Source organism: Sinomonas flava, from assembly GCF_039531875.1.
Taxonomy (GTDB): domain Bacteria; phylum Actinomycetota; class Actinomycetes; order Actinomycetales; family Micrococcaceae; genus Sinomonas; species Sinomonas flava.
In genome coordinates this window covers 91,197-112,620 of record NZ_BAAAQW010000001.1, presented here as the reverse complement: position 1 = coordinate 112,620, position 21,424 = coordinate 91,197, and the positions used below count along the sequence as shown (strand labels likewise).

At 69.5% G+C, this 21,424-nt stretch carries 21 protein-coding genes and 1 pseudogene; 6 read left to right on the top strand and 16 right to left on the bottom strand.

The genetic code is table 11. The annotated features are described in order from the left end of the window. Positions 1–8 precede the first annotated feature (8 nt). Complete coding sequence (fbaA, locus tag ABD298_RS00570) at positions 9–1,031, bottom strand: class II fructose-bisphosphate aldolase (RefSeq protein ID WP_208711403.1); 1,023 nt, start codon at positions 1,029–1,031, stop codon at positions 9–11. Between the two features lie 278 nt (positions 1,032–1,309). On the opposite strand from fbaA, the gene ABD298_RS00565 reads away from it, so the two are divergent. Further along, positions 1,310–2,788 carry an HNH endonuclease signature motif containing protein gene (locus ABD298_RS00565; RefSeq protein ID WP_344297449.1) on the top strand — a complete coding sequence of 493 codons (1,479 nt, stop codon included), beginning with the start codon at positions 1,310–1,312 and terminating at the stop codon, positions 2,786–2,788. 204 nt (positions 2,789–2,992) lie between these two features. Continuing rightward, on the top strand, positions 2,993–4,180 hold the full coding sequence (locus tag ABD298_RS00560) for a TerC family protein (protein ID WP_344297447.1): 1,188 nt from the start codon (positions 2,993–2,995) through the stop codon (positions 4,178–4,180). 46 nt (positions 4,181–4,226) lie between these two features. Here ABD298_RS00560 and ABD298_RS00555 read toward each other — a convergent pair whose 3' ends face one another. The 9 genes from ABD298_RS00555 to ABD298_RS00515 form a co-directional block, all read right to left on the bottom strand. Next, on the bottom strand, positions 4,227–5,210 hold the full coding sequence (locus tag ABD298_RS00555) for a ribokinase (RefSeq protein WP_344297445.1): 984 nt from the start codon (positions 5,208–5,210) through the stop codon (positions 4,227–4,229). Between the two features lie 10 nt (positions 5,211–5,220). Further along, positions 5,221–5,787 carry a dihydrofolate reductase family protein gene (locus ABD298_RS00550; protein WP_344297443.1) on the bottom strand — a complete coding sequence of 189 codons (567 nt, stop codon included), beginning with the start codon at positions 5,785–5,787 and terminating at the stop codon, positions 5,221–5,223. Between the two features lie 44 nt (positions 5,788–5,831). Next, positions 5,832–6,500, bottom strand: a complete 669-nt coding sequence (locus tag ABD298_RS00545) for a haloacid dehalogenase type II (RefSeq protein WP_344297441.1) — start codon at positions 6,498–6,500, stop codon at positions 5,832–5,834. A 143-nt stretch (positions 6,501–6,643) separates the two neighbouring features. Then, positions 6,644–7,225 (bottom strand): TrmH family RNA methyltransferase, encoded by a 582-nt coding sequence (locus ABD298_RS00540; protein WP_344297575.1) that lies wholly within the window; start codon positions 7,223–7,225, stop codon positions 6,644–6,646. Between the two features lie 111 nt (positions 7,226–7,336). Then, positions 7,337–8,011 carry a GntR family transcriptional regulator gene (locus tag ABD298_RS00535; RefSeq protein WP_344297439.1) on the bottom strand — a complete coding sequence of 225 codons (675 nt, stop codon included), beginning with the start codon at positions 8,009–8,011 and terminating at the stop codon, positions 7,337–7,339. A 108-nt stretch (positions 8,012–8,119) separates the two neighbouring features. Further along, entirely contained in the window at positions 8,120–9,238 is a 1,119-nt protein-coding gene (locus ABD298_RS00530) for a sulfate/molybdate ABC transporter ATP-binding protein (protein ID WP_344297437.1), read from the bottom strand. Then, positions 9,235–9,987, bottom strand: coding sequence for an ABC transporter permease (locus ABD298_RS00525; RefSeq protein WP_425564270.1), 753 nt, complete (start codon positions 9,985–9,987; stop codon positions 9,235–9,237). The genes ABD298_RS00530 and ABD298_RS00525 overlap by 4 nt, the downstream gene beginning before the upstream one ends. A gap of 67 nt (positions 9,988–10,054) precedes the next feature. Further along, the gene (gene modA, locus ABD298_RS00520) at positions 10,055–10,843 is read right to left on the bottom strand and encodes a molybdate ABC transporter substrate-binding protein (RefSeq protein WP_425564269.1); all 789 of its coding nucleotides are present in this window, start codon (positions 10,841–10,843) and stop codon (positions 10,055–10,057) included. Next, positions 10,840–11,247, bottom strand: coding sequence for a TOBE domain-containing protein (locus tag ABD298_RS00515; protein ID WP_344297433.1), 408 nt, complete (start codon positions 11,245–11,247; stop codon positions 10,840–10,842). Before ABD298_RS00515 ends, modA begins: the two co-directional genes overlap by 4 nt. Positions 11,248–11,393: 146 nt before the next feature. Here ABD298_RS00515 and ABD298_RS00510 point away from each other — a divergent pair, with 146 nt between their 5' ends. The 3 genes from ABD298_RS00510 to ABD298_RS00500 all read left to right on the top strand — a co-directional run bounded on the left by ABD298_RS00510 (position 11,394) and on the right by ABD298_RS00500 (position 13,965). Beyond that, positions 11,394–12,233 (top strand): HAD-IIA family hydrolase, encoded by an 840-nt coding sequence (locus tag ABD298_RS00510; protein WP_208711391.1) that lies wholly within the window; start codon positions 11,394–11,396, stop codon positions 12,231–12,233. Between the two features lie 151 nt (positions 12,234–12,384). Beyond that, positions 12,385–13,167, top strand: a complete 783-nt coding sequence (locus tag ABD298_RS00505; RefSeq protein ID WP_344297431.1) for a glucose 1-dehydrogenase — start codon at positions 12,385–12,387, stop codon at positions 13,165–13,167. A 39-nt stretch (positions 13,168–13,206) separates the two neighbouring features. Further along, complete coding sequence (locus ABD298_RS00500; RefSeq protein ID WP_344297429.1) at positions 13,207–13,965, top strand: SDR family NAD(P)-dependent oxidoreductase; 759 nt, start codon at positions 13,207–13,209, stop codon at positions 13,963–13,965. Positions 13,966–14,033: 68 nt separating this feature from the next. Here the strand turns inward: ABD298_RS00500 and ABD298_RS00495 are convergent, their stop codons facing one another. The 4 genes and pseudogenes from ABD298_RS00495 to pyrE form a co-directional block, all read right to left on the bottom strand. Further along, positions 14,034–14,501 carry an MFS transporter gene (locus tag ABD298_RS00495; RefSeq protein WP_344297427.1) on the bottom strand — a complete coding sequence of 156 codons (468 nt, stop codon included), beginning with the start codon at positions 14,499–14,501 and terminating at the stop codon, positions 14,034–14,036. After that, a pseudogene (locus ABD298_RS00490) lies at positions 14,482–15,180 on the bottom strand (MFS transporter); the annotation flags it as partial. The gene ABD298_RS00495 and the pseudogene ABD298_RS00490, both read right to left, overlap by 20 nt. 107 nt (positions 15,181–15,287) lie before the next feature. After that, complete coding sequence (locus ABD298_RS00485) at positions 15,288–16,289, bottom strand: thioesterase domain-containing protein (RefSeq protein ID WP_344297425.1); 1,002 nt, start codon at positions 16,287–16,289, stop codon at positions 15,288–15,290. A 45-nt stretch (positions 16,290–16,334) separates the two neighbouring features. Beyond that, positions 16,335–16,913 carry an orotate phosphoribosyltransferase gene (gene pyrE, locus ABD298_RS00480; protein ID WP_208711389.1) on the bottom strand — a complete coding sequence of 193 codons (579 nt, stop codon included), beginning with the start codon at positions 16,911–16,913 and terminating at the stop codon, positions 16,335–16,337. A 102-nt stretch (positions 16,914–17,015) separates the two neighbouring features. Here pyrE and ABD298_RS00475 point away from each other — a divergent pair, with 102 nt between their 5' ends. Continuing rightward, complete coding sequence (locus ABD298_RS00475) at positions 17,016–18,626, top strand: stealth family protein (protein WP_425564268.1); 1,611 nt, start codon at positions 17,016–17,018, stop codon at positions 18,624–18,626. Between the two features lie 242 nt (positions 18,627–18,868). Here the strand turns inward: ABD298_RS00475 and ABD298_RS00470 are convergent, their stop codons facing one another. Both ABD298_RS00470 and uidB read right to left on the bottom strand, forming a co-directional pair. Then, the gene (locus ABD298_RS00470) at positions 18,869–19,813 is read right to left on the bottom strand and encodes a phosphodiesterase (protein ID WP_344297422.1); all 945 of its coding nucleotides are present in this window, start codon (positions 19,811–19,813) and stop codon (positions 18,869–18,871) included. A 176-nt stretch (positions 19,814–19,989) separates the two neighbouring features. Then, entirely contained in the window at positions 19,990–21,417 is a 1,428-nt protein-coding gene (gene uidB / locus ABD298_RS00465; protein ID WP_344297420.1) for a glucuronide transporter, read from the bottom strand. Positions 21,418–21,424: the final 7 nt, after the last annotated feature.

Genomic DNA, 21,424 nt, shown 5'->3' with positions numbered 1-21,424 from the left:
CGCCCGGCCTACTTGACGGACTTGCCGGCGGAGCCGAGCTGCTGGGCGGCCTCGACCACGCGAGCGGCCATGCCGGCCTCGGCGAGGGCGCCCCACACGCGGGGGTCGTAGGTCTTCTTGTTGCCCACCTCGCCGTCAACCTTGAGCACGCCGTCGTAGTTGGCGAACATGTGGCCTGCCACCGGGCGGGTGAAGGCGTACTGGGTGTCCGTGTCGATGTTCATCTTGATCACGCCGTAGGAGACGGCGTCCGCGATCTCCTGCTCGGAGGAGCCGGAGCCGCCGTGGAAGACGAGGTCGAACGGGTTGTCCTTGCCGATCTTCGCCCCGACCTGCGCCTGGATGTCCTTGAGGATCTCGGGGCGGAGCTTGACGTTGCCCGGCTTGTAGACGCCGTGGACGTTGCCGAACGTCAGGGCAGTGATGTAGCGGCCGTTCTCGCCGGCGCCCAGCGCGTCGACCGTGGCAAGGCCGTCGGCGACGGTCGTGTAGAGCTTCTCGTTGATGGCGTTCTCGACGCCGTCTTCCTCGCCGCCGACCGCGCCGATCTCGACCTCGAGGATCATCTTCGCCGCGGCCGTGCGCGGCAGGAGCTCCTTGGCAATGCGCAGGTTCTCCTCGAGGGTCTCGGCCGAGCCGTCCCACATGTGCGAGTTGAAGAGCGGGTCGCGGCCGGCCTTGACCTCGGCCTCGGAGGCCTCCAGCAGCGGCAGGACGAAGCTGTCGAGCTTGTCCTTGGGGCAGTGGTCCGTGTGCAGGGCGATGTTCACGTCGTAGCTCTTGGCGATCTCGCGGGCGAACGCCGCGAAGCCCAGCGAGCCGACCACCATGTCCTTCACCGACGCGCCGGACCAGTAGGCCGCACCGCCGGTGGAGACCTGGACGATGCCATCCGAGCCAGCCTCCGCGAAGCCGCGGATCGCGGCATTGAGCGTCTGCGACGAGGTGACATTGACCGCCGGGAACGCGTAGCCGCCAGCCTTGGCGGAGTCGATCATCTCGGCGTACTTCTCGGGGGTAGCGATAGGCATTGATGCTCCTCGGCAGTGGCTCGATGGGATTCACGCGGGGTGCGTGGTTGGGCCACTGCCCATCCTAGCGAGCGGGCCTGCACGGGCGAGTTTCGGGGTTTCAAGATGACAGCCAAGCACGACGGCGGTGGGCAGCTCCCGCCGCCTACGCCCCTGCGCGCAAACCGCCACTCGAAGATTTGTTCATATTTATGTATGGATCTGAGCAGCAATTTTCACTAGGATGGGAACGCACATACGAGCAAACGGGGGTGTAGCGAGTGGTGACGGCAGACCGAGTGGCCGGTGAACTGACCTTCACCTCCCGGCACCCCGAGGCGCTTCACGGCTTCATCGAGCTCGATCCCCGCACCTTGGACACCCCCGCAGGTGTGGCCCAGGGACTGCGCGCCCTCGCAGAGTTCGAGGCGTTCAGCGCAAGCCTTCGCGCGCTCCTGGTCGACAGGCAGAACCAGCACGTCGCCGACCAGCCGCTGGAAGGACGCAAGGGTCAGCCGGAACGGCTCGGCGGGGACGTGGCGCATGCAGCCGCCGTCTCAGAGATCGCCGCACTCCAGAACACCTCGGAAGCGGCTGCCGCCCGCACACTCAACTTCTCGGTGGCACTCGTGAACACGCACCCGGCCCTCCACGAGGCGCTGGCAGCTGGGGACATCACGGAGTCGCACGCGCGAGCGGTCGTCGATCAGGCCGCGACGCTGCCCGAACGGGTTGCCGAGGCGTTCGGCATCGAAGCGCTCGCCCGCCTCCGGACCCGGAAGGGGCGAATCCGCACGCCGGGCGAGTTCCGCGCCGTCGTCCGCGATCTGCGCGAGAGGCTCCATCCCGAGTCGATCACCCGGAGGAGGGAGGCCGCGCGTGAAGACCGCCGCGTGTGGCTCCAGCCCGACGAGGACGGGATGTGCGTCCTGTCTGCGCTCCTGCCGGCGGAGACAGCCCGGGCAGCCTACGAGCGCATCGACGGCGCCGCGCGCGCTGCACGCGATCGCGACGGCGAGCATCGGACCCTCCAGCAGCTGCGGGCCGACGTCCTCCTCCAGCTCTGCTTGACGGGCCATGGCGGCGAGGGCCCGCTGTCCGGCGAGGCTCCGCTGTCCGGCGAGGCTCCGCAGTCCGGCGAGTCCATTCCGTCGCTCGAGCAACTGCTCTCCCGGGTCACCGCGGAAGTCGTGGTCCACATCCCGCTGGCGGTGGCACTCGGCGCGTCCGACGACGTGGCCCACCTCGACGGCTACGGCGTCATCGATGCGACCACCGCCCGGCTACTGGCCGCCGCCGCGCCGACCTGGCAGCGCCTGTTCACCGACGACGAGGGAGTCCCGGTCAAACTCGGACGGTCCACCTACAGGCCTCCGGCCGGACTCGTTCGCTTCATCCAGTACCGGGACGGCACATGCGTGGTCCCGGGATGCACGGCCGCGGCGAGGCGTTCCGAGATAGACCACACGATCGAATGGCAGGACGGCGGCGCAACCGATGCAGAGAACCTCGCACTCCTGTGCACCAAGCACCACGCCCTGAAGTCGCTCGCCGTGTTCCGCCTGAGACGGTCCGTGCCGGATCACGGCGGGAGGCAGATCGGCGAGCCGCCGAAGGTCAGCGGGGAGCTTGTGTGGAAGAGCCTCCTCGGCGAGGAGTACCCCGCCGAGCCAGCGGACCGGACCCACATCCTCGGGCCCCGGTCCCCTGCACCCACCGCTGTTCCCGCGGCACCACCGGCGTGCACCAGCGGCGCCTCTGACCCTCCGCCCTTCTGATCCCGGGTGCCCTTCCGATCCCAGGCGGCTTTTGCCCTCTACCGCAGCCTCCCTGTAGCCTAGGAAGTGCGCAGGGGAGTATCCCAAGCGCTGCATACGTCAACACGTCGGGCGCCGGAGCCCGGCCGGGTGCAGCGGCCATCCCATCGGGATGGTGGAGAGACTTGTGGCGATAGCGCCTACCTGCGAAAGGGACACCTTCCCATGTCTGTATCCCCACTTGTCTGGGGCGTCACGATCGTTCTGATCCTGGCCCTGCTGGCTTTCGACTACTTCTTCCACATTCGCAAGGCCCACGTGCCGACGCTCAAAGAGGCGGCGGTCTGGTCGTCGATCTACGTCGGAGCGGCCATCCTCTTCGGCATCGCGGTCCTGGTCTTCGGCGGCCCGTCCATGGGGTCCGAGTACTTCGCCGGCTTCATCACGGAGAAGGCCCTCTCGGTCGACAACCTCTTCGTGTTCTTGGTGATCATGGCGAGCTTCCGGGTTCCTCGTGAGGACCAGCAGAAGGTGCTGCTGTTCGGCATCGTCTTCGCCCTCATCGCGCGCACGGCCTTCATCTTCCTCGGCGTCGCGCTGATCAACAGCTTCTCGTGGATCTTCTACGTCTTCGGCATCATCCTGCTCATCACCGCGGGCAACCTGCTCAAGCCCGAGGACTCCGGTGACGACGAAGCGGACAACTTCATCATCCGTCTGGCCCGCAAGTTCCTCCGCACGTCGCAGCACTACGACGGGGACAAGCTCTTCACGGTTGAGAACGGCAAGCGCGTCCTGACCCCGATGCTCCTCGTCATGGTGGCGATCGGCGGCACGGACCTCCTGTTCGCCCTCGACTCCATCCCCGCGATCTTCGGCCTCACCCAGAACCCCTATGTCGTCTTCACGGCCACCGCGTTCTCGCTCATGGGCCTGCGCCAGCTGTTCTTCCTCCTCGACGGGCTGCTGGACCGCCTGATCTACCTCTCGTACGGCCTCGCCGCGATCCTCGCGTTCATCGGCGTGAAGCTCGTCCTCCACGCGCTGCACGAGAACACGCTGTTCTTCATCAACGGCGGCAACCCTGTCCCGGTCTTCGAAATCACCACCGGCCTGTCGCTCACCGTCATCATCGGCGTCCTGGCCATCACGATCTTTGCGTCGCTGTTCAGCAAGGCCGGCAAGGCGCACGCCGCGGTCAACAACGCCCGCCGCCATGCCGAGAGCTACCTCGACCTCGAGTACACCGCGGACCTCGCCGAGCGCGAGCGCGTCTACCGGGAGCTCATGGACGAGGAGCAGTCGATCCTCGCCATGGACAAGAAGTACCGCGACAAGGTGAAGGACATCGAAGAGATCCGGGCGAAGGTGGCCGAGGCCCACACCGCGCACGCGGAGTTCACCGCCAAGTAGCAGCACCCCCTGCCCACGCACGACGGCGGGCGGTCGCCCCGGAGGCCTAGGGCATCCGCGGCCGGCCGCCCGCCGTCGTCTGCGGGAACTCCTGGCTGACCACCTTCTCGCGGGTGGGATACGACCTCTGGGCGCCTCTGCCCGTGGTTGAGAGTGCCGCAGCGACAGCGGCGTAGCGGGCGGCGTCCCCAAGCGCGTCTCCGGCGGCGAGGCGTGCTGCGAGGGCCCCGGCGAAGGCGTCTCCCGCCCCGGTGGTGTCGACCGGCTCCACGGGCAGGGCCGGGATCCTTTCCACCTCGGCCCGGTCTGCCCTGCCCCGCTCCCCCTGGAGCACGACGGCGCCTCCCCCGCCGAGCGTGACAACCGCCCTGGCCACCCCCGCTTCGGCGAGGCCGCGAGCGATCGGCGCCCACGCGGCGTCGTCCGCGGAAGCCGGCGGGAGAGGCGCCCCGGCGAGCAGCTGGGAGGCCTCGTGCGCGTTGACGAGCAGGACGTCGACGGCGGCGAGGAGCTCGGGCGCGAGCGGGCCGAAGGGCGAGGCATTCAGGATGACCGTGGCACCTGCCGAGCCGCCCGCGAGCGCGGCAGCGAGAACGGCCTCGCGGGGCACTTCGAGGCACAGGCACACCACTCTGGCACCGCGGAACACCTCACCGGCTTCCTCGACGTCTCGTGCCGAGAGGCGCCCGTTGGCGCCGGCTGTGGTGACGATCGTGTTCTCGGCAGCATCGTCAACCGTGATGATGGCCATTCCGGAGGCCTGGTTCCCGATGGTGCGCACGCGGCTCACATCCACTCCGGCACCCGTGACCGCACGGCGCAGCATGGCACCGTTGGAGTCATCCCCGACGGCGCCGATGAGGGCGACGCCGGCCCCCGACAGGCTCGCCGCCACCGCCTGGTTTGCGCCCTTCCCTCCGGGCCCGACCTCCGAGGCCGTGCCCGCGATCGTCTCCCCGGGCGCCGGAAGGCGGGAGCAGTAGACGGTGAGGTCCGCGTTGAGGGACCCGACGACCACCACGCTGGCCACAACTGCCCCGTCAGGCCTGCCTCGGCGCGGCGGCGGGGCCGTAGCAGAGGTGGACAATCCCGTTGGTGTACGCCTCCGAGGACTTGAGTGCCAGCCGCGCGGCCTCGCCGTCCTCGCCCCAGAGTCGCTGCCCCTTGCCAAGGGCGATCGGGTAGACGAAGAGGTGCAGCTCGTCGACGAGTCCGTCGGCCAGAAGCGCCCGGACCAGCTGCCCGCTGCCGCTGATGTAGATGCTTCCCTCGGTGCGGTCCTTCAGGCTGCGGATCGACTCCGGGTCATAGGTGCCGAGCGCGGTGGAGTTGTTCCAGTCGACAGCGAGCTCGCCCGAGGTGACGACGTGCTTCGGCGTGTCGTTGAAGAAGGGAGCACCTGGGTCATCCTCTGCGGTGCGGGTGGACCAAGCCGGCGCGAACATCTCGAAGGTCCGGCGCCCCAGCAGGATGTCGCTTGCCGAGGCCGTCAGCGCGCCGACGGCCTCTTCCATCTTCGGATCCCACGGCCACCATTCGACCGTCCAGGACGGGTCCTCGAACACCCCGTCGATGGTGATGAACTCGTGCACCTTGATCTCACCCATGGAGGCAGACTATCCGGAGGCACCGACAGCCGTGAGTCCCGTGGCTACCCGAGCGCGCCCCGAAGCTCTCCCACGGACGCCACCGTGAGATCCGGCGCCGCGAAGTAGCTCGGGTACGTCCCGCCCCCGCGGTTGATCCACGCTGCGTGGAGGCCTGCGCGCCGCGCTCCGTGGATGTCCCAGGGATGGACAGCGACGAGGAGCAGCTCGCCCGGGCTGGCGCCGCACGCCTCCGCGGCATATGCGTAGGCCCCGGGATGGGGCTTCCACGCGGGGGCCTCTTCGACGGACAGCAGGCGCTCGAACTCGTCGCGGATCCCGGCCGAGGCGAAGAGCGCCTCGGAGACCTTGGCGGAGCCGTTGGTGAGGGTCACGAGGCGGTAGCCCGCCGCGCGGAGGGCGCGCACGCCGTCGACCACGTCGGGGTGAAGGGGCAGATCGCCGATCGACGAGGCGAGCCGCCTGGCAGCCTCCTCGGGCTGGGCCACGCCCGCGGCGTCGAGCATCGGCGCGAGGATCTCCGCGCCGACGGCGGCGAAGCCGGCCGAGTCGCCCGTTGTGGAGAGCGCGAACCCGTCACGCAGCAGGCTCGCGAACCACTGCTTCGCGAGATGGGCGGGGGCGCCGGCGTCGGCGAAGCGCTGCCCCATCGGGGACATGTCGGACAGGGTCTCGTTGACGTCGAACACAATGACGCTCGGGTGGACGGCCATGGACTACTCCTTCGGCGGAAGCGCGGCTACGCGGTCGCCATCGTCAGCGCGGTGCCGTACCTGAGCTACCCGGATGCGCCGAAAGCAATCGACTTGCTCGTGGAGCTGGGATTCGCCCTCGCCGCGCGACAGCATGATCGGCATCAGCCCACCCGCTGCCCGAACACCCACCTCCGCACCCACGCGTGCATGGCGATCGCCGCGGCGGAGGCGGCGTTGATCGAGCGCGTCGACCCGAACTGCTCGATCGAGAGCGTCGCGTCCGCCGCCGCGTGCACCTCGGGCGTGAGCCCAGGCCCCTCCTGGCCGAACACGAACACGCAGCGGCGCGGCAGCTCGTACGTCTCCAGCGGGACCGAATCGGGGAAGATGTCGACTCCGAGGATGGGGAGGTCTTCCCCGCGCGCCCATTCGACGAAGTCCTCGACCGTGGCGTGGTGCCGCACATGCTGGTATCGGTCTGTGACCATCGCCCCGCGACGGTTCCAGCGCCGTCGTCCGATGATGTGGACCTCCTTGGCGAGGAACGCGTTCGCGGTGCGCACCACAGTGCCGATGTTGAGGTCGTGCTGCCAATTCTCGATCGCCACGTGGAACTCGTGGCGCCGCGTGTCCAGCTCGGCGACGATCGCCTCGTGCGTCCAGTACCGGTATTTGTCCAGCACATTGCGGCGGTCGCCGTGCGTGAGCAGCTCCGGGTCCCAGTGGTCGCCTTCCGGCCACATGCCCTTCCACGGGCCGACGCCGACCGTCTGGTCTGGGTGGCCGTGCTCTCGGCCCTCCGCCTCGCGCACGACGCCGGCGCCCTCCTCGCGCTGTTCAGTCACCGGTCCAGACTAGCCGCGCACGGTCTGGGATTCAGTCGCGCGGATCGCCTCGACCACGCTTCCGAGGTGGACGAGCACCGCCTCAGCCGCCGCCGCGCCGTCGTGCGTGCAGACCGCCTCGATGATCTCCAGGTGGTGCGGGAGCAGGGCGCGGGGACGGCCCGGCTGCAGGGCGAGTCGGAACTGGAACTGTGCCGCCTGGCCCCGGAGCCGGCGGATGGTCGCGGCTGCGGTCTTCTGGCCGCTGATCTCGAGGATGGCGGCGTGGAGGGCCCGGGCGCATTCGGAGTACAGCTCCCGATCGCCCTCCGCCACAGCCTCGCGCATCCGCCCGGCAAGGGCTCGGAGGTCGGCCGCTTGGCCGTCGGTGATGCGCTCCGCCGCTTTGCGCGCGCACAGGGCCTCGAGGGCGCCGCGCACCTCGGTGATCTCGACGGCTTCCTCGGCCGAGACTGCCCGCACGCGGGCACCCCGGTTCGGGAGCCGCTCGACCAGCCCCTCCACCGTGAGCTCGGAGAGGGCAGCACGGACGGTGCCGCGGCTCGCCCCATACTCGGTGGCAATGTCCGCCTCGATGAGGCGCTGGTTCGGCACGAGGTCGCCCGCCACGATCGCCGACTGCAGCGACTCCACGAGCTCAGCGACGGATGGACCGCGGCCTCGGGCCGCCTCAACCTCCGCCATCGCCGCTCTCCTCCCGCCTGCTGCGCGATCAGAGTACGCCCGGGACGCGATTTTCGCACCAGATTGTCGACAATTTTGTGCGCTTGACGTGCTGGGCAGCTCGCCGCGCTACGCCCCGTAGACGGTGACCGCGGCCGCCTTCGCCACCAGGACCACCGCGACGCCCGGGGCCAGGTCGAGCTCGGCAGCTGCCGCCGGGGTCAGGTCCGCCACGAGGGCAGGGCCGGCGGAGCCCGTGCCGCTCCCCGGGGTGCAGTGCACCCGCACCTGTGCGCCGCGCGGTTCGAGCTCGCGGACAACCGCGCTCCACGCGTTCCGCGGGGAACCGTGGGGGACGCTCTCCGGGCGGAAGAGGGCGACGTCCGCCGGGCGGAACACCGCGATCGCCTCCTCGCCGGGAGCCGGGGCATCGGCTCCGTCGGGTACGGTCCCCGCCACCTCGCCGAGTCCCTGCACGTACAGGCTGGACGGTCCCGTCCCGCGGGACACCGTCTGGCCGGAGACGAAGTTCAGGCCGGCAAGCCCCGCGGCGAAGGGGCTGCGCGGGCGTTCGAGCAGCTCCGCGGTGGGTCCCGACTCCGCGACACGGCCGTCTTCGAGGACCATGACGCGGTCGGCGAGGAGGTGCGCGTCGAGAGGCTCGTGCGTGATGACGAGCGCCGTCCGTCCCGCGAGGACGCGGCGCAGGAGGCGCCGCAGGGCTGGCGCGGCGGAGATGTCCAGGGCGGCGAAGGGCTCGTCGAGCAGGAGGACGTCCGGATCGGCGGCGAGTGCCCGGGCGATCGCGACCCGCTGCGCCTGCCCGCCGGAGAGCTGTGCGGGGCGTCGGGAGGCGAGCTGGGCGGCGTCGACCTCGGAGAGCCAGCGTTCGGCGGCTGCCCGCGCACTGCGGCGGGGTGCCCCGGCCGCCCGCGGCGCGAACGCGACATTTTCGAGCACGCTCAGGTGCGGGAACAGCAGCGGCTCCTGCGCCAGCAGGGCCACTCCGCGCCTATGCGGCGGGACCCATGTCCCGTCGGCAGCAGCCAGGACGCGCCCTCGCACCGACACACGGCCCTCGTCGGGGCGCAGAAGGCCTGCGCAGAGCCCGAACAGCGTCGACTTCCCGGCGCCGTTCGGGCCCATGACCGCCACCGTCTCCCCCTCGCCGACCGCCAGGGCGACCCGCACTCCGCGGGAGGCGAGGCCCGCGTCGACCGTCAGGAAGGACTGCGGGGACTGGCTCATCGGGCGCGCCCGGCGCGGCGGCCGTAAGCGACGCCCACGACGGCGGCGGCCACGGCGACGAGGAGCAGCGCGAGGGCGACTGCGGCGTCCGGGTCCGACTCCCGCTGCAGGTACACCTCGAGCGGCAGCGTCCGCGTGACGCCCTGGAGGCTCCCCGCGAACGTGAGCGTGGCACCGAACTCGCCGAGCGACCGCGCGAATGCGAGCACGAGCCCGGAGGCAAGCCCCGGCAGCACGAGCGGCAGGGTGACCCGCCGGAACGTGTGCGTCGGGGACGCCCCCAGAGTCGCGGCCACCGCCTCGTACCGGCCGCCCGCGGTCCGCAGGGCACCCTCGAGGGACACCACGAGGAACGGCAGCGACACGAACGCCTGAGCCATGACGACGGCTGCGGTCGAGAACGCGAGCTGCACGCCGAGGACATCGAGCCAGCGTCCCACGAGCCCGAGCCGCCCGAACGTGTATAGGAGCGCGAGGCCGCCCACCACGGGCGGGAGCACGAGCGGCAGCAGGACGAGCGCACGCAGCCACCGCAGCCCCGGAAGGCTGCCCCGGGCGAGCGCCATCGCCATCGGGATGCCCAGGACGAGCACGACGGCGGTGCTCGCCGCCGCGGTCTCAAGGCTCAGCCGCAGCGCGTCGAGGGACGATTCCGAGGTGACGAGCGGGACGAAGTGCGCCCAGTCGACCCGGGCCAGGATGCCGGCCAGCGGCACGGCGACGAACAGCGCCCCGAGTGCGGCCGGCACCCAGATCCACCCCGGGAGACCCGTGAACTCGCGGGGCCTCCCCCGGGGCCCGGTTGCCGGCCGGGCGTCAGGGGGCGCCGAAGCCGGCATCCGCAAGCGCCTTACGGCCGTCCGGGCCGAGGACGTACGCGGTGAACGCACGCGCCGCCTCCACGTTCTTCGACTCGGCGAGCGGGACGATCGGGTAGGTATTCACTGCGGAGGCGGCCTCGGGGAACGTGACGGCCTCAGCCTTCCCGCCGGAGCCCCGCACGTCCGTGATGTAGACCAGCCCGGCGTCGGCCTCACCGGCAATGACCTTGCCGAGGACATCCGTCACGTTGGACTCCTCGCTGACCGGCCTCAGCGTGATGCCGGCGCCGTTGTCCGCGGCGGCCTCCGCCGTCCGGGCCGCGGAACCGCATGGCACCTGCGGCGCGCACGCGACAAGCTTCACGCCCGGCTTGGCAAGGTCCGCGAGCCCGGTGATTCCGGCCGGGTTCCCGGGGCGGACGGCGATCACGAGGGTGTTGGTCGCGAAGGCGCGCGGATCGCCGTCGGCGAGCCCGCCCCCGGTGATCTTGTCCATGGTCCGGGTGTCAGCAGAGGCGAAGACGTCGGCCTTCGCGCCCTGGGAGATCTGCGCGGCGAGGTCCGAGGACCCGGCGAAGTTGAAGGTGACCTCCACGCCCGGGTTCGCGGTCTCGAACTTCTTCCCGATGTCCGTGAAGCTCTGCTTGAGCGAAGCCGCCGCGAAGACGGTGACGGACCCCTTGACCGAGGACGACGACGCACCGGAACCACCCGTCATCCCGCCGCACGCCGTGAGCGCGACCAGGCCGACAGCGGCCGCGGCCGCGGCGATGAGGCGCCTCACAGTGCGCGCCCGGAGGGGGTCTCGACGATCACGGTGGTCGCCTTCACCACGGCGGTGGCCACCGAGCCCGGCTCGAGCCCGAGCTCGCGCACGGCCTCCGCGCTCATGAGGGACACGACGCGGTGCGGTCCGCACTGCATCTCGACCTGCGCCATGACGGTGTCGGTGAGGACCTCGGTCACCAGCCCCACGAACTGGTTGCGGGCTGAGCGGCCGACCCCGGACGGGTCGGCGGGCGCCGTCGAGGTGCGCCGGGCGTGCGCGGCGAGCTCGGCGCCGTCGACGGCGGCCCGCCCCGACGGATCCTTGTGCGCCGCGAGGGTGCCCGAGTCGACCCAGCGGCGAACGGTGTCGTCGGAAACGCCGGTGAGGCGCGCGGCGTCGGCGATGCGGATGAGGCCCATGCGGGAAGTGTATCCGCAGCTGCGGCCCGCCGGACGCCCTAATTCCGCGAATGCGCTTCGTCACCGGATGTGAGCGTCACCATGCCGCAGCGCGGCCCGAGGTGGAAGACTGGCCCTTGTCCGTCCCTCACCCCCAGGAGCCGTCCATGAACGAATCCCCGGTCGTCGAGTCGAGTCCCGAGTCCTCCCCCGCCGGCCCGGTCATGTACCGCAGCGGCCAGGAGATCGAGTGCTGGCTCACCGACATGGACGGAGTGCTCGTCCACGAGAACCACCCCATCCCCGGTGCGCCTGAGCTCATCCAGCGCTGGGTGGACACGTCCCGTCGGTTCCTCGTGCTGACGAACAACTCGATCTTCACCCCCCGCGACCTCGCGGCGCGGCTGAGGTCCTCCGGCCTGTCCATCCCGGAGGAGAACATCTGGACCTCGGCCCTCGCCACCGCGGGGTTCCTCAAGGACCAGATGCCCGGGGCGCGCGCCTACGTGATCGGCGAGGCAGGGCTCACGACGGCGCTCCACGAGTCCGGCATGATCCTCACCGATCAGGACCCGGACTACGTGGTGCTCGGCGAGACGCGCACCTACTCGTTCAACGCCATCACGACCGCGATCCGCCTGATCCTGGACGGCGCGCGCTTCATCGCGACCAACCCGGACGCGACGGGTCCCTCGCGCGACGGCGTCCTGCCCGCCACGGGTGCCATCGCGGCCCTCATCACCAAGGCGACGGGCCGCGAGCCCTACACGATCGGCAAGCCGAACCCCATGATGTTCCGCTCGGCGATGAACCAGATCGACGCGCACTCCGAGACGACCGCGATGATCGGGGACCGCATGGACACCGACATCATCGCCGGCATGGAGGCGGGACTGCACACGGTGCTGGTGCTCTCCGGCATCACCCAGCAGGCCGACATCACCACGTACCCCTTCCGGCCCAACCAGGTGCTCAACTCGGTCGCGGACCTGCTCCAGCAGCTCTGATTGCGTCGCCCTCGTCACAGGGTGGCGTGAGCAACTGGACTAAGCCTGTGTGAAATATTGACGCGTCAACCTTTGCTGTACGTGACAGATGCCCCCCATGGGGCACCGGAAGGCGCACAAGTGCGCAGCGTCGAACACGGAGGAGAGCACCATGGCTCGATTCACTGACAAGGCCGTCATCATCACCGGAGCGGGCTCAGGGCTGGGTCTGGAGACGGCGGTGAGGATCGGTTCCGAGGGGGCGAACCTCGTCCTGGTCGACCTCAACGAGCAGGCGCTCGAGGCCGCCAAGGCCAAGGTCCTCGAGACCAAGGGCGGCGGCCGAGTCGTCACCGTGGCAGCCAACGTCGCCGACGCGGCCCAGGTGCAGGGCTACGTGGACCGCGCGGTGGCGGAGTTTGGCCAGATTGACGGCTTCTTCAACAACGCTGGCATCGAGGGCCGCCAGAACCTGACCGAGGACTTCGGCGCCGAGGAGTTCGCCAAGGTCCTCTCCGTGAACCTCAACGGCGTCTTCTACGGTATGGCGTCGGTGCTGAAGGTCATGCGCGAGCAGGGCTCCGGCTCGATCGTCAACACCGCATCGGTGGGCGGCATCCGCGGCGTCGGGAACCAGTCAGGCTACTCCGCGTCGAAGCATGGCGTGGTGGGCCTGACCCGCAATTCGGCCGTCGAGTACGGCGAGTCCGGCGTCGCGATCAACGCGATCGCACCGGGTGCCATCATGACCGCAATGGTCGAGGGCTCCCTCAGGCAGATCGACGCCGAGAACTGGGAGGAGGTCGGCAAGCAGTTCGTCCAGGCGAACCCGACCAAGCGCTTCGGCCGCCCCGCGGAGGTCGCCGCCGTCGTCGCCTTCCTCCTCTCCGGCGAGGCGAGCTTCGTCAACGGCACAGTCATCCCGATCGACGGCGGTCAGTCCGCGAAGTACTGACACCGCACACGGATCAGTTCTCAAGAGAAGGAGATAGTCATGGCACAGTTCACTGGCAAGGTCGCGCTCGTCACGGGCGGCGGTTCGGGTCTGGGTGAGGCGATCGGCAAGGAGCTCGCTGCGAAGGGCGCGAGCGTTGTCCTCACGGACATCAACCTCGAGGCCGCCGAGCGGGTGGCGAAGGAGATCGCGGACGCCGGCGGCACGGCGTCGGCCTTCCGGCAGGACACCGCGGTGAGGGAGGACTCCGAGAAGGCGGTCCGCTTCGCGGTCGAGACGTACGGCAAGCTCAACTACGCGGTCAACAACGCAGGAATCGGCGGGAAGAACGCGCCGACCGGGGAGATCGACCTCGACGACTGGGACAAGGTCATCGACATCAACCTCAACGGTGTCCTGTACGGCATGCGCTACCAGATCCCCGAGATGCTCAAGGCGGGTGCCAAGCAGAGCGCCATCGTGAACATGGCCTCGATCCACGGGACCGTCGCGGCGCTCGGCAACAGCGCGTACACGGCGGCCAAGCACGGCGTGGTCGGCGTGACGAAGAACGCGGCCGCGGAGTACGGGCCGCAGGGCCTGCGCATCAACGCCGTCGGACCGGGCTACATCAACACGCCGCTCGTCGTGAACAGCCTCTCCCCCGAGGTGATGGAGCTCCTCAAGGGCAAGCATCCGCTTGGCCGCCTCGGCGAGCCGGAGGAGGTCGCCCACCTCGTGGCGTTCCTGCTCTCCGAGGACGCGTCCTTCATCACGGGCGGCTACTACCTCGTCGACGGCGGCTACACCACCGTCTGACCCACCACGCACGACGGCGGCCGCCCACCTTGGGTGGCCGGCCGCCGTGCCGCGGTTTGCCGGCGCCGCTACACGCGTTCCCGCGATGCGAGGGCGCCCGTGCCCGCGGAGCCGTCCGAGGACAGTTCCTGCTTCTCGGCAGAGTCCTCGTGGAAGCTGTCTGTGCTCGCGTACTGGGCGCCGTAGGCCGCCGACTTCCTGAGCAGGAGCAGCGCCGAGACGATCGTGACCAGCACATAGGCTATCGAGAGCACGATCACGGAGACGATCGACCCTGTGGTCTGGAGCAGATACTCGCCGACCATAGGAGTGGTCCCCGCGAAGACGGTCGAACTCACCTGGTACGCCACCGAGATGCCCGTGTACCGGATGGACGCTGGGAAGGACTTGGCCATGATTCCTGCCATGGCCGCGTAGTACATCGAATGCGGCACGGTCGCGAGGCTCATTCCGATGACCGCCACCCAATAGTCCCCGGTCCCGATCATGGAGAACATCAACGGCATCACGAGGAGCTCAGGGACGAGCAGGATCATAGGTCGCAGCGATAGCGATCACGCCGGCCCCGACGGCGAGGACGGTGATCATCTTGTGGGATCGCAGGAGCTCCCCGATGGGAGTCCTCACGACCTTCTTCTCGGTCATGAGCTCCTTCATGACCGGGGACTCCTCGATGCTGAGCCGGATCACCAGCCCGATCGCCACGAGGGCGGCCGAGATCAGGAAGGGGATGCGCCATCCCCAGGCAAAGAAGGCGGAATCGGGAAGCAGCGCGACCAGCATCCACATCACCGTGGCCAGGAGGTTCCCAGCCGGAGATCCCTGCTGCGCCCATGCGCCGTAGAGGATGCCTTTGCCCTTGGGTGCATGCTCCGACGCGAGCACGACCGCTCCGCCCCACTCGCCTCCCATGGCCACACCTTGGATGAGGCGCATCAGCACCAAAAGGGCGGCTGCCCAGAACCCAATCTGGCTGTACGTCGGCAGGAGCCCGATCGCCGTCGTGCACAACCCCATCATGATCATGGTCGTCACCAGGGCCTTCTTGCGGCCGAACCGGTCGCCGAGATGCCCGAAGACCACGCCCCCGATTGGCCGCGCGAGGAACCCCACCCAGAAGGTGGCGAAGGCCGCGAGCGTACCGGTCGCCGCATCCGCTGAGGGGAAGAAGAGCTTCCCCAGCACGAGCGCTGACGCCGTGCTGTAGGCGTAGAAGTCATACCACTCACACGGCTTGGACCGCCCCTTACGCTATGCGGCGCGATCAATGACGTCCAATACCTAATTCGGCTCGGATTGATGCATTCTAAGCAATGATGCGGTCAGGCGGCCCCGCCGCCGGCCCCTCCGGTGGGCCTGGGCAGCGGGAGCAGCTGCGGCAGCAGGCGGCCGAGCACCTGGTTGTAGACGATCCCGCTCCACTGCGGGCTCGCATGCGGCGGGAACGCGCCGATGGTCTGCAGGTCGCTGCTGACGAGGTTCCGGCCGAAGTACCGCTCCCAGCGGGCGCGGGCGGAGGGGTAGGACACGGTCGTGTCGGACGGGTTACCGATGAACGCGATCCGAGCCGTTCCCATCGCATCCCCGAACCGGGTCACGTCCCACTGGTAGATGTACTCGGACTCGGACTGGATCAGCACGCTCGACGGCGCGAGCGGCGACAGCTGCTCGAGCGTCTGGTCCACGATCTCGCCCCACGTTCGCTCGTGCTTGTTGATGACCCGTTCCCCGAACTCGTAGCCGCCCCGCACAATGGATGGGATGCGCACCCCGATCTCGTACAGGTGCACCACCGAGTCGAACCAGGCCTGGTCCAGGACGTCGAACTTGGACGCCGGCGACGAGTCCAGGACGATCACCTTGACCTGCACGCCGTCCTGCGACAGGAGCCGTGCCGCGACCTCCGTCGCGACCATCCCGCCGAACGAGTGGCCGTAGAAGTAGAGCGTCCGCAGGCGCTTCTGGCGGACGTAGACGCGCAGGGCGTCGAGGATCTCGTCGATGTCGAGGCCCAGATTCGAGTACCCGACCGTCGCGAGCTGGCCGCGGTCCGCGAGCGAGCCGCGCAGCGAGGAGAGGATGATGCGGGCCTCCTCCCAACTCGTCTTGTAGCCGGGGAACAGGATCCAGGACGCGTCGGGGAAGCGCCGCCGCGCGGCGTCGTCCGCCACCTCGAGGACCACCGTCTGCCGGCGCTGCCTCTGCACCTCGCGCGTGACGAACATGTCCGCCGCGAGCAGGGACGACGCCGTCACACCGCCCAGGAAGGCCCGCCGGGAGAAGGCCTTGAGCCGCTGGGCAGCCCTCAGGATGGCAGGGTCCACGTCCCGCCTCTCCCCAGCGCGCGCCTCAGGTCGCCTCCGGCCGGATCAGTCGAGCCCGAGCTCGTCCTTGCCGAAGGCGTACAGGTACGGCACGCCCGCCTCCGCCTCGATGCGCTCCTTCGCGCCGGTGGCGCGGTCCACGATCACGGCGACGGCGGTCACCTCGCCGCCCGCGTTCCGCACGCCTTCCACTGCCGCGAGCGCGGAGCCGCCCGTCGTCGAGGTGTCCTCGAGCACGACCACCTTGCGGCCCTCGACCCCGGGCCCCTCGACCTGCCGGCCCATCCCGTACGACTTCTGCGCCTTGCGCACCACGAAGGCGTCGACGGCGCGGCCCGCCTCGCGCGCGGCATGCATGACGGCGGTGCCCACCGGGTCAGCGCCCATCGTGAGGCCGCCGGCGGCGTCGGCCTGCACACCTGCCCTGTCGATGAGGTCCAGCATGACCTGGCCCACGAGCTGGCTCGCCTCGTGGTGGAGCGTGATCCGGCGGAGGTCCACGTAGTAGTCCGCCTCCGCGCCGCTGGAAAGGGTCACCTTCCCGCGCACGACGGCGAGCTCCTTGATCAGCTCGAGCAGGCGGGCGCGGGCAGCGGCGATGTCCGGGGTGGCGGCGTCAGTCATGGCTCCGATTCTAGTGGCGCGCCCTGCACGCGCGGGGGCGCAGGGTGAGCGCGCGGCGTCGGGCGCCTATCATGTGCCTTAACCCCGCACTCTAGGAGGCCTGTGAACACGTCCCTGACCCCAGCCGAGGTCTACAACGCCACGACCGATGCCGAGGAGGCCGCGCCGCTCGCGCTCGAGGTCACCTCCGCTGCGGCGGGCCGACGCCTCCTGGACCGGGACGACGTGATCCGGGACAGGAAGCGCGGCTACGCCCTGGTCAACCGTAGCCAGACGCCGCTCGAGGCGATGGTCGAGGACCTCCTGTTCGTCCGGGACGTGCTCGAGCGGGCCGAGATCCCTTACCTCCTCGTGCGCGGCAACGACGCGCGGCCCGTCATCGCCGTCGACTGGACGCACCGCAAGACCCTCCGCCGGGCCCTCGTGGGGGCCTGCCAGGACGAGCCCTTCTACTCCCTGACCGTGGACGCCCGGAAGGACCGCGCCCTGCTCGTCGCGGACGGCAAGCTCGCCGAGTCGGGACACGCGCGCATGTTCCGCCTGTACCGGCCGCGCGTCGAGCCCAAGGGCGGGCTGCGGTACGGCCACGAGACCGGCGTGCAGATCGAGCTCTGGAAGTGGGATGGCGACCTCCTGCGGCTGCCGATCGAGAACTCCCTCACGCGCCGCACGCTCCCGGCCGGGGAGGCCGTGCGCGGCACGGTGGAGCGGTTCGGCGTCACCTGGCCCACGATCGAGAACATGTTCGCCGACCACGCGACGGACATCGACTTCGAGATCGACATCGTCTTCTCGTGGGTGGACGGCTCGGACTCCGAGTTCCGCAAGTACCGCGCCTCGTTCCTGCCCGGCGTCGTGCTCGGCGAGGGCGACGACGCCGACGCGCGCTTCCGCCAGATCGACGAGCTCAAGTACGCGCTCCGCAGCCTGCACATGTTCGCGCCGTGGATCCGGCGCATCTTCATCTGCACGGATTCGAAGGTGCCCCACTGGCTCGACGACGCGCACGAGAAGATCACCGTGGTGCGCGCCGAGGACCACTACCGCGACCCCTCGGTCCTGCCGGTGTTCAACTCGCAGGCCATCGAGTCGCAGCTGCAGCACATCGAGGGCCTGTCCGAGTACTTCCTCTATTCGAACGACGACATGTTCTTCGGCCGCCCCCTCGGACCGGACATGTTCTTCTCCCCCGGCGGGATCACGAAGTTCATCGAGGCGTCCACCCGGATCGGGCTCGGCGACAACCACCTCGACCGGTCGGGCCACGAGAACGCGGCCCGCGTGAACCGGCGCCTCCTCCACGAGCGGTTCGGCCGCATCACGACCCGCCACCTCGAGCACACGGCTGCGCCGCTGCGGAAGAGCGTCCTGCACGAGATGGAGCAGGAGTTCCCCGCGGAGTTCGCCAAGACGGCGGCCGCGCGCTTCCGGACGTGGGACAGCATCTCGGTGACGAACTCGTTCTACCACTACTACGCGCTGCTCACCGGTCGCGCCGTGACCCAGACCGGCGCGAAGGTCCTGTACGTCGACACCACGGTGCGCTCGGGTCTCGACCTCCTGCCGAAGCTGCTGAAGAAGCGCAACCAGGACTTCTTCTGCCTCAACGACGGCTCGTTCCCGGAGGTGTCGGCGCAGGAGCGGCAGGAGACCGTCACAGACTTCCTCGAGAAGTACTTTCCCATCCCCGCGCCCTGGGAGCGGCAGCCCTAGCCACCGCCCCGCCCCCTCCGTCTCGGGTACAGGTACGTCGCCTCTGCACCGTCTCGGGTACGCGAAAGAGCGCGCGACGGCGCCCGGTCGCCGAGGGTGCGACCCCCCGTCACCTTGAGCTTCCGTCGTGGGTGTACCCGGAGCAGGCCCCGGGGCGGCTCCTCTGTACCCGAGATGAGCGTGGGGCGTGAACATGTGTACCCGAAGCCCGGCGGGGGCGGGGCGAGGGGCGAGTGCGGGGGCTACAGGATCGGGAGCATGCCCGTCGTGGGGTGAGTCCGTGCGCCGTCGTCCGCGGGGAACTCCACGCCTGCGGCCTCGAGGATGCGTGCGACGTCGACCGCGTCCACCTCGCGGCCCACCGTGTCGCCGCCTGCCGCCGGCACCACCGAATGCACCACGGAGTCCGGGTACACGTGCACGAGGTTGTACGCCTGCGCGCCGTCGCGCCCGCGCGTCGGCCGGATGCCGGTCTCCGGGTCCACGGCGCCGGCGAGGTCTTGGGTGTAGCAGGTGGCTGAGGCGACCGAGACAGGGATGCCTGCGAAGGTGCCGGACGTCGAATAGTGCAGATGGCCGGCGAGGATCGCACGCACGTCGGAGCCCCGCAGGACGTCCGCGATGGCGGCCTGCCCGCGCAGCTCGACCAGCACGGCGAGCTCCTGGACGCACGGCACGGGGGGGTGGTGCATGGCGAGGATCGTGCCGTCGGGGGCGGGGAACTCGAGCTCCGCGGCGAGCCATTCGAGCTGCTCCGGCGCGAGCTCGCCATGGTGCTTCCCGGGCACCGTGGTGTCGAGGGTGATGACCCGGAGGCCATTCAGCCAGTAGGCGCTGTCGAGCGGCTCGGTGGAGGGCCTCTCGCCGAGGAGGTGTTCGCGGAGCGCGCCGCGGTCGTCGTGGTTGCCCATCGCCCAGATGAGGCTCGCCCCGAGCGACTCGGCCACCGGCTCCGCAATGCGCTTCAGCCGGGCGTACGCCTCCGGTTCGCCCCGGTCCGCGAGGTCTCCCGTGACGACAATTGCCTCAGGTGAGCCAGCGGCGTCGCGCATCTGGCCGAACAGGGCCTCCAGGCGGTCTTCGGGATCGAGGGTGCCGTGAAGGAGTCCTCCGCCGATCAAGTGCGTGTCGCTCACGTGCAGGAGGAAATGGCGCGGCCTCGGGTGCTCCGCCTGGATGGACTGCATCTGACTCTCTTCCTGAGTCCGGTGTTTTCTCCAGTGCACACATCCAAAACATCCGGACGGTAAATGTCCAGTTAACACCCGGTACCCGGCGTAACATTCCCGAAACGAAGGGCGGGCGACGGCGGAAGGTGGGTTCCGCCGTCGCCCGCCCTTGCGCTGGGGCCGGGTCGCCGCGCCTAGTGGTCGGTCTGGGAGTGCCGCGCGACCGTGTCCGCGTCGGCGCCGATGCCCGCGCCAGCCTGCACGTGCCGCTCGCGGATCTCGGCGACGATCTTCGCGAAGCGGTCGTCCGTGAGCTGGTAGAAGAACATGATCGCTCCGGCAGCGACGGCGAGCGCGCCCGGGATGAGGCCCACCGCGATCTGGATGCCCGTCACAGCCTGGGCGGTCTGCTCGGCCGCCTTGCCGTCGTAGCCCGCGATCCCGATGACGTAGGCGGCGAGCGCGCCGCCCACGGCCTGGCCGGTCTTGCGGGTGAAGGAGAACAGCGAGTAGATGATGCCCTCAGAGCGGACCCCGGTCTTCCACTCGCCGTACTCGACGGTGTCCGCCTCGAGGGCCCACACCAGGATGTTGACGCCGGCGATGCCCGCCATGGCGACGGCGAAGCCGACGAAGCCGAACCACACGACGGAGACGGGCGCGAACATGATGATGAGACCGCCCACCAGCGTGACGCCGGTCAGCGCGATGTAGAGGGGACGCTTGCCCACGCGCTGCACGAGCGGCGGGACGATGGCCGAGAGCACGAACGTCTCGATGAGCTGCACGATCGCGAGCACCGGGACGAGCTCGAGGTGCCGCAGCGCGTCGCGGAAGTAGTACAGCTGCACCGTGGTGAGGGAGAGCTGCCCCGAGAGGAACAGCAGCGACGACAGGCACAGCATGAGCAGCGGCTTGTTGCCCTTGAGGGTGGCCATGCTCTGCTTGAACGAGACCTTCGGGACCTCGCGGACCACGCGCTCCCGTGCAGTGAAGAAGGTGAACAGGTACAGCGCGACGCCGACGACCATGAACACGATGGTGAGGGTCGTGAAGACGGCCTGGAGGTCGGTGCCGGCCTTGAGCAGCGGTGCCACGAAGATGCCGAGCGCTGAGGAGACCATCAGCGCGCCGATCGTGCGTGCCGAGGCGAGCTTGGCCCGCTCCTTGGGCAGCTGCGTCATCGAGGCGGCCATCGAGCCGAAGGGGATGTTCACGAGGGAGTATGCCAGGCCCATGGCCGCATACAGGATGTACGCGTAGGCGAGCTTGCCGCCCTCCCCGATCTGGGGGATGTGGAAGTTCAGGAACGTCAGCACCATGAGCGGCAGTGACCCGAAGAGGATGAACGGGCGGAACTTGCCCCACCGCTTCGTGTAGGTGCGGTCTACCAACCGGCCCGCGAAGAGGTCCGCGAAGGCGTCGAACACGCGCACCACGAGGAAGAGGGTGCCCGCCGCGGCGGCCGAGATCCCGGCGACGTCCGTGTAGTAGACGAGCAGGAACATCACCGTCGTGGTGAAGGCGAGGTTGTTCGCGGCGTCGCCGGCCCCATAGCCGATGATCGATGTGAGGGGCAGCTTGCCCGGGCCCTTGGCCGGTGCCGTGGTCGAAGACGTCATTGTCATG

Coding starts and splice junctions, on each gene's coding strand:
- ABD298_RS00515 (WP_344297433.1), bottom strand. CDS start 11,247: ATGGGCCTCATCCGCATCGCCGACGCCGCGCGCCTCACCGGCGTTTCC.
- pyrE (WP_208711389.1), bottom strand. CDS start 16,913: ATGACTGACGCCGCCACCCCGGACATCGCCGCTGCCCGCGCCCGCCTG.
- ABD298_RS00495 (WP_344297427.1), bottom strand. CDS start 14,501: ATGATCCTGCTCGTCCCTGAGCTCCTCGTGATGCCGTTGATGTTCTCC.
- ABD298_RS00505 (WP_344297431.1), top strand. CDS start 12,385: ATGGCTCGATTCACTGACAAGGCCGTCATCATCACCGGAGCGGGCTCA.
- ABD298_RS00545 (WP_344297441.1), bottom strand. CDS start 6,500: ATGGCCGTCCACCCGAGCGTCATTGTGTTCGACGTCAACGAGACCCTG.
- ABD298_RS00530 (WP_344297437.1), bottom strand. CDS start 9,238: ATGAGCCAGTCCCCGCAGTCCTTCCTGACGGTCGACGCGGGCCTCGCC.
- uidB (WP_344297420.1), bottom strand. CDS start 21,417: ATGACGTCTTCGACCACGGCACCGGCCAAGGGCCCGGGCAAGCTGCCC.
- ABD298_RS00540 (WP_344297575.1), bottom strand. CDS start 7,225: ATGTGGCCGGAAGGCGACCACTGGGACCCGGAGCTGCTCACGCACGGC.
- ABD298_RS00560 (WP_344297447.1), top strand. CDS start 2,993: ATGTCTGTATCCCCACTTGTCTGGGGCGTCACGATCGTTCTGATCCTG.
- ABD298_RS00550 (WP_344297443.1), bottom strand. CDS start 5,787: ATGGGTGAGATCAAGGTGCACGAGTTCATCACCATCGACGGGGTGTTC.
- fbaA (WP_208711403.1), bottom strand. CDS start 1,031: ATGCCTATCGCTACCCCCGAGAAGTACGCCGAGATGATCGACTCCGCC.
- ABD298_RS00500 (WP_344297429.1), top strand. CDS start 13,207: ATGGCACAGTTCACTGGCAAGGTCGCGCTCGTCACGGGCGGCGGTTCG.
- ABD298_RS00535 (WP_344297439.1), bottom strand. CDS start 8,011: ATGGCGGAGGTTGAGGCGGCCCGAGGCCGCGGTCCATCCGTCGCTGAG.
- ABD298_RS00510 (WP_208711391.1), top strand. CDS start 11,394: ATGAACGAATCCCCGGTCGTCGAGTCGAGTCCCGAGTCCTCCCCCGCC.
- ABD298_RS00470 (WP_344297422.1), bottom strand. CDS start 19,813: ATGCAGTCCATCCAGGCGGAGCACCCGAGGCCGCGCCATTTCCTCCTG.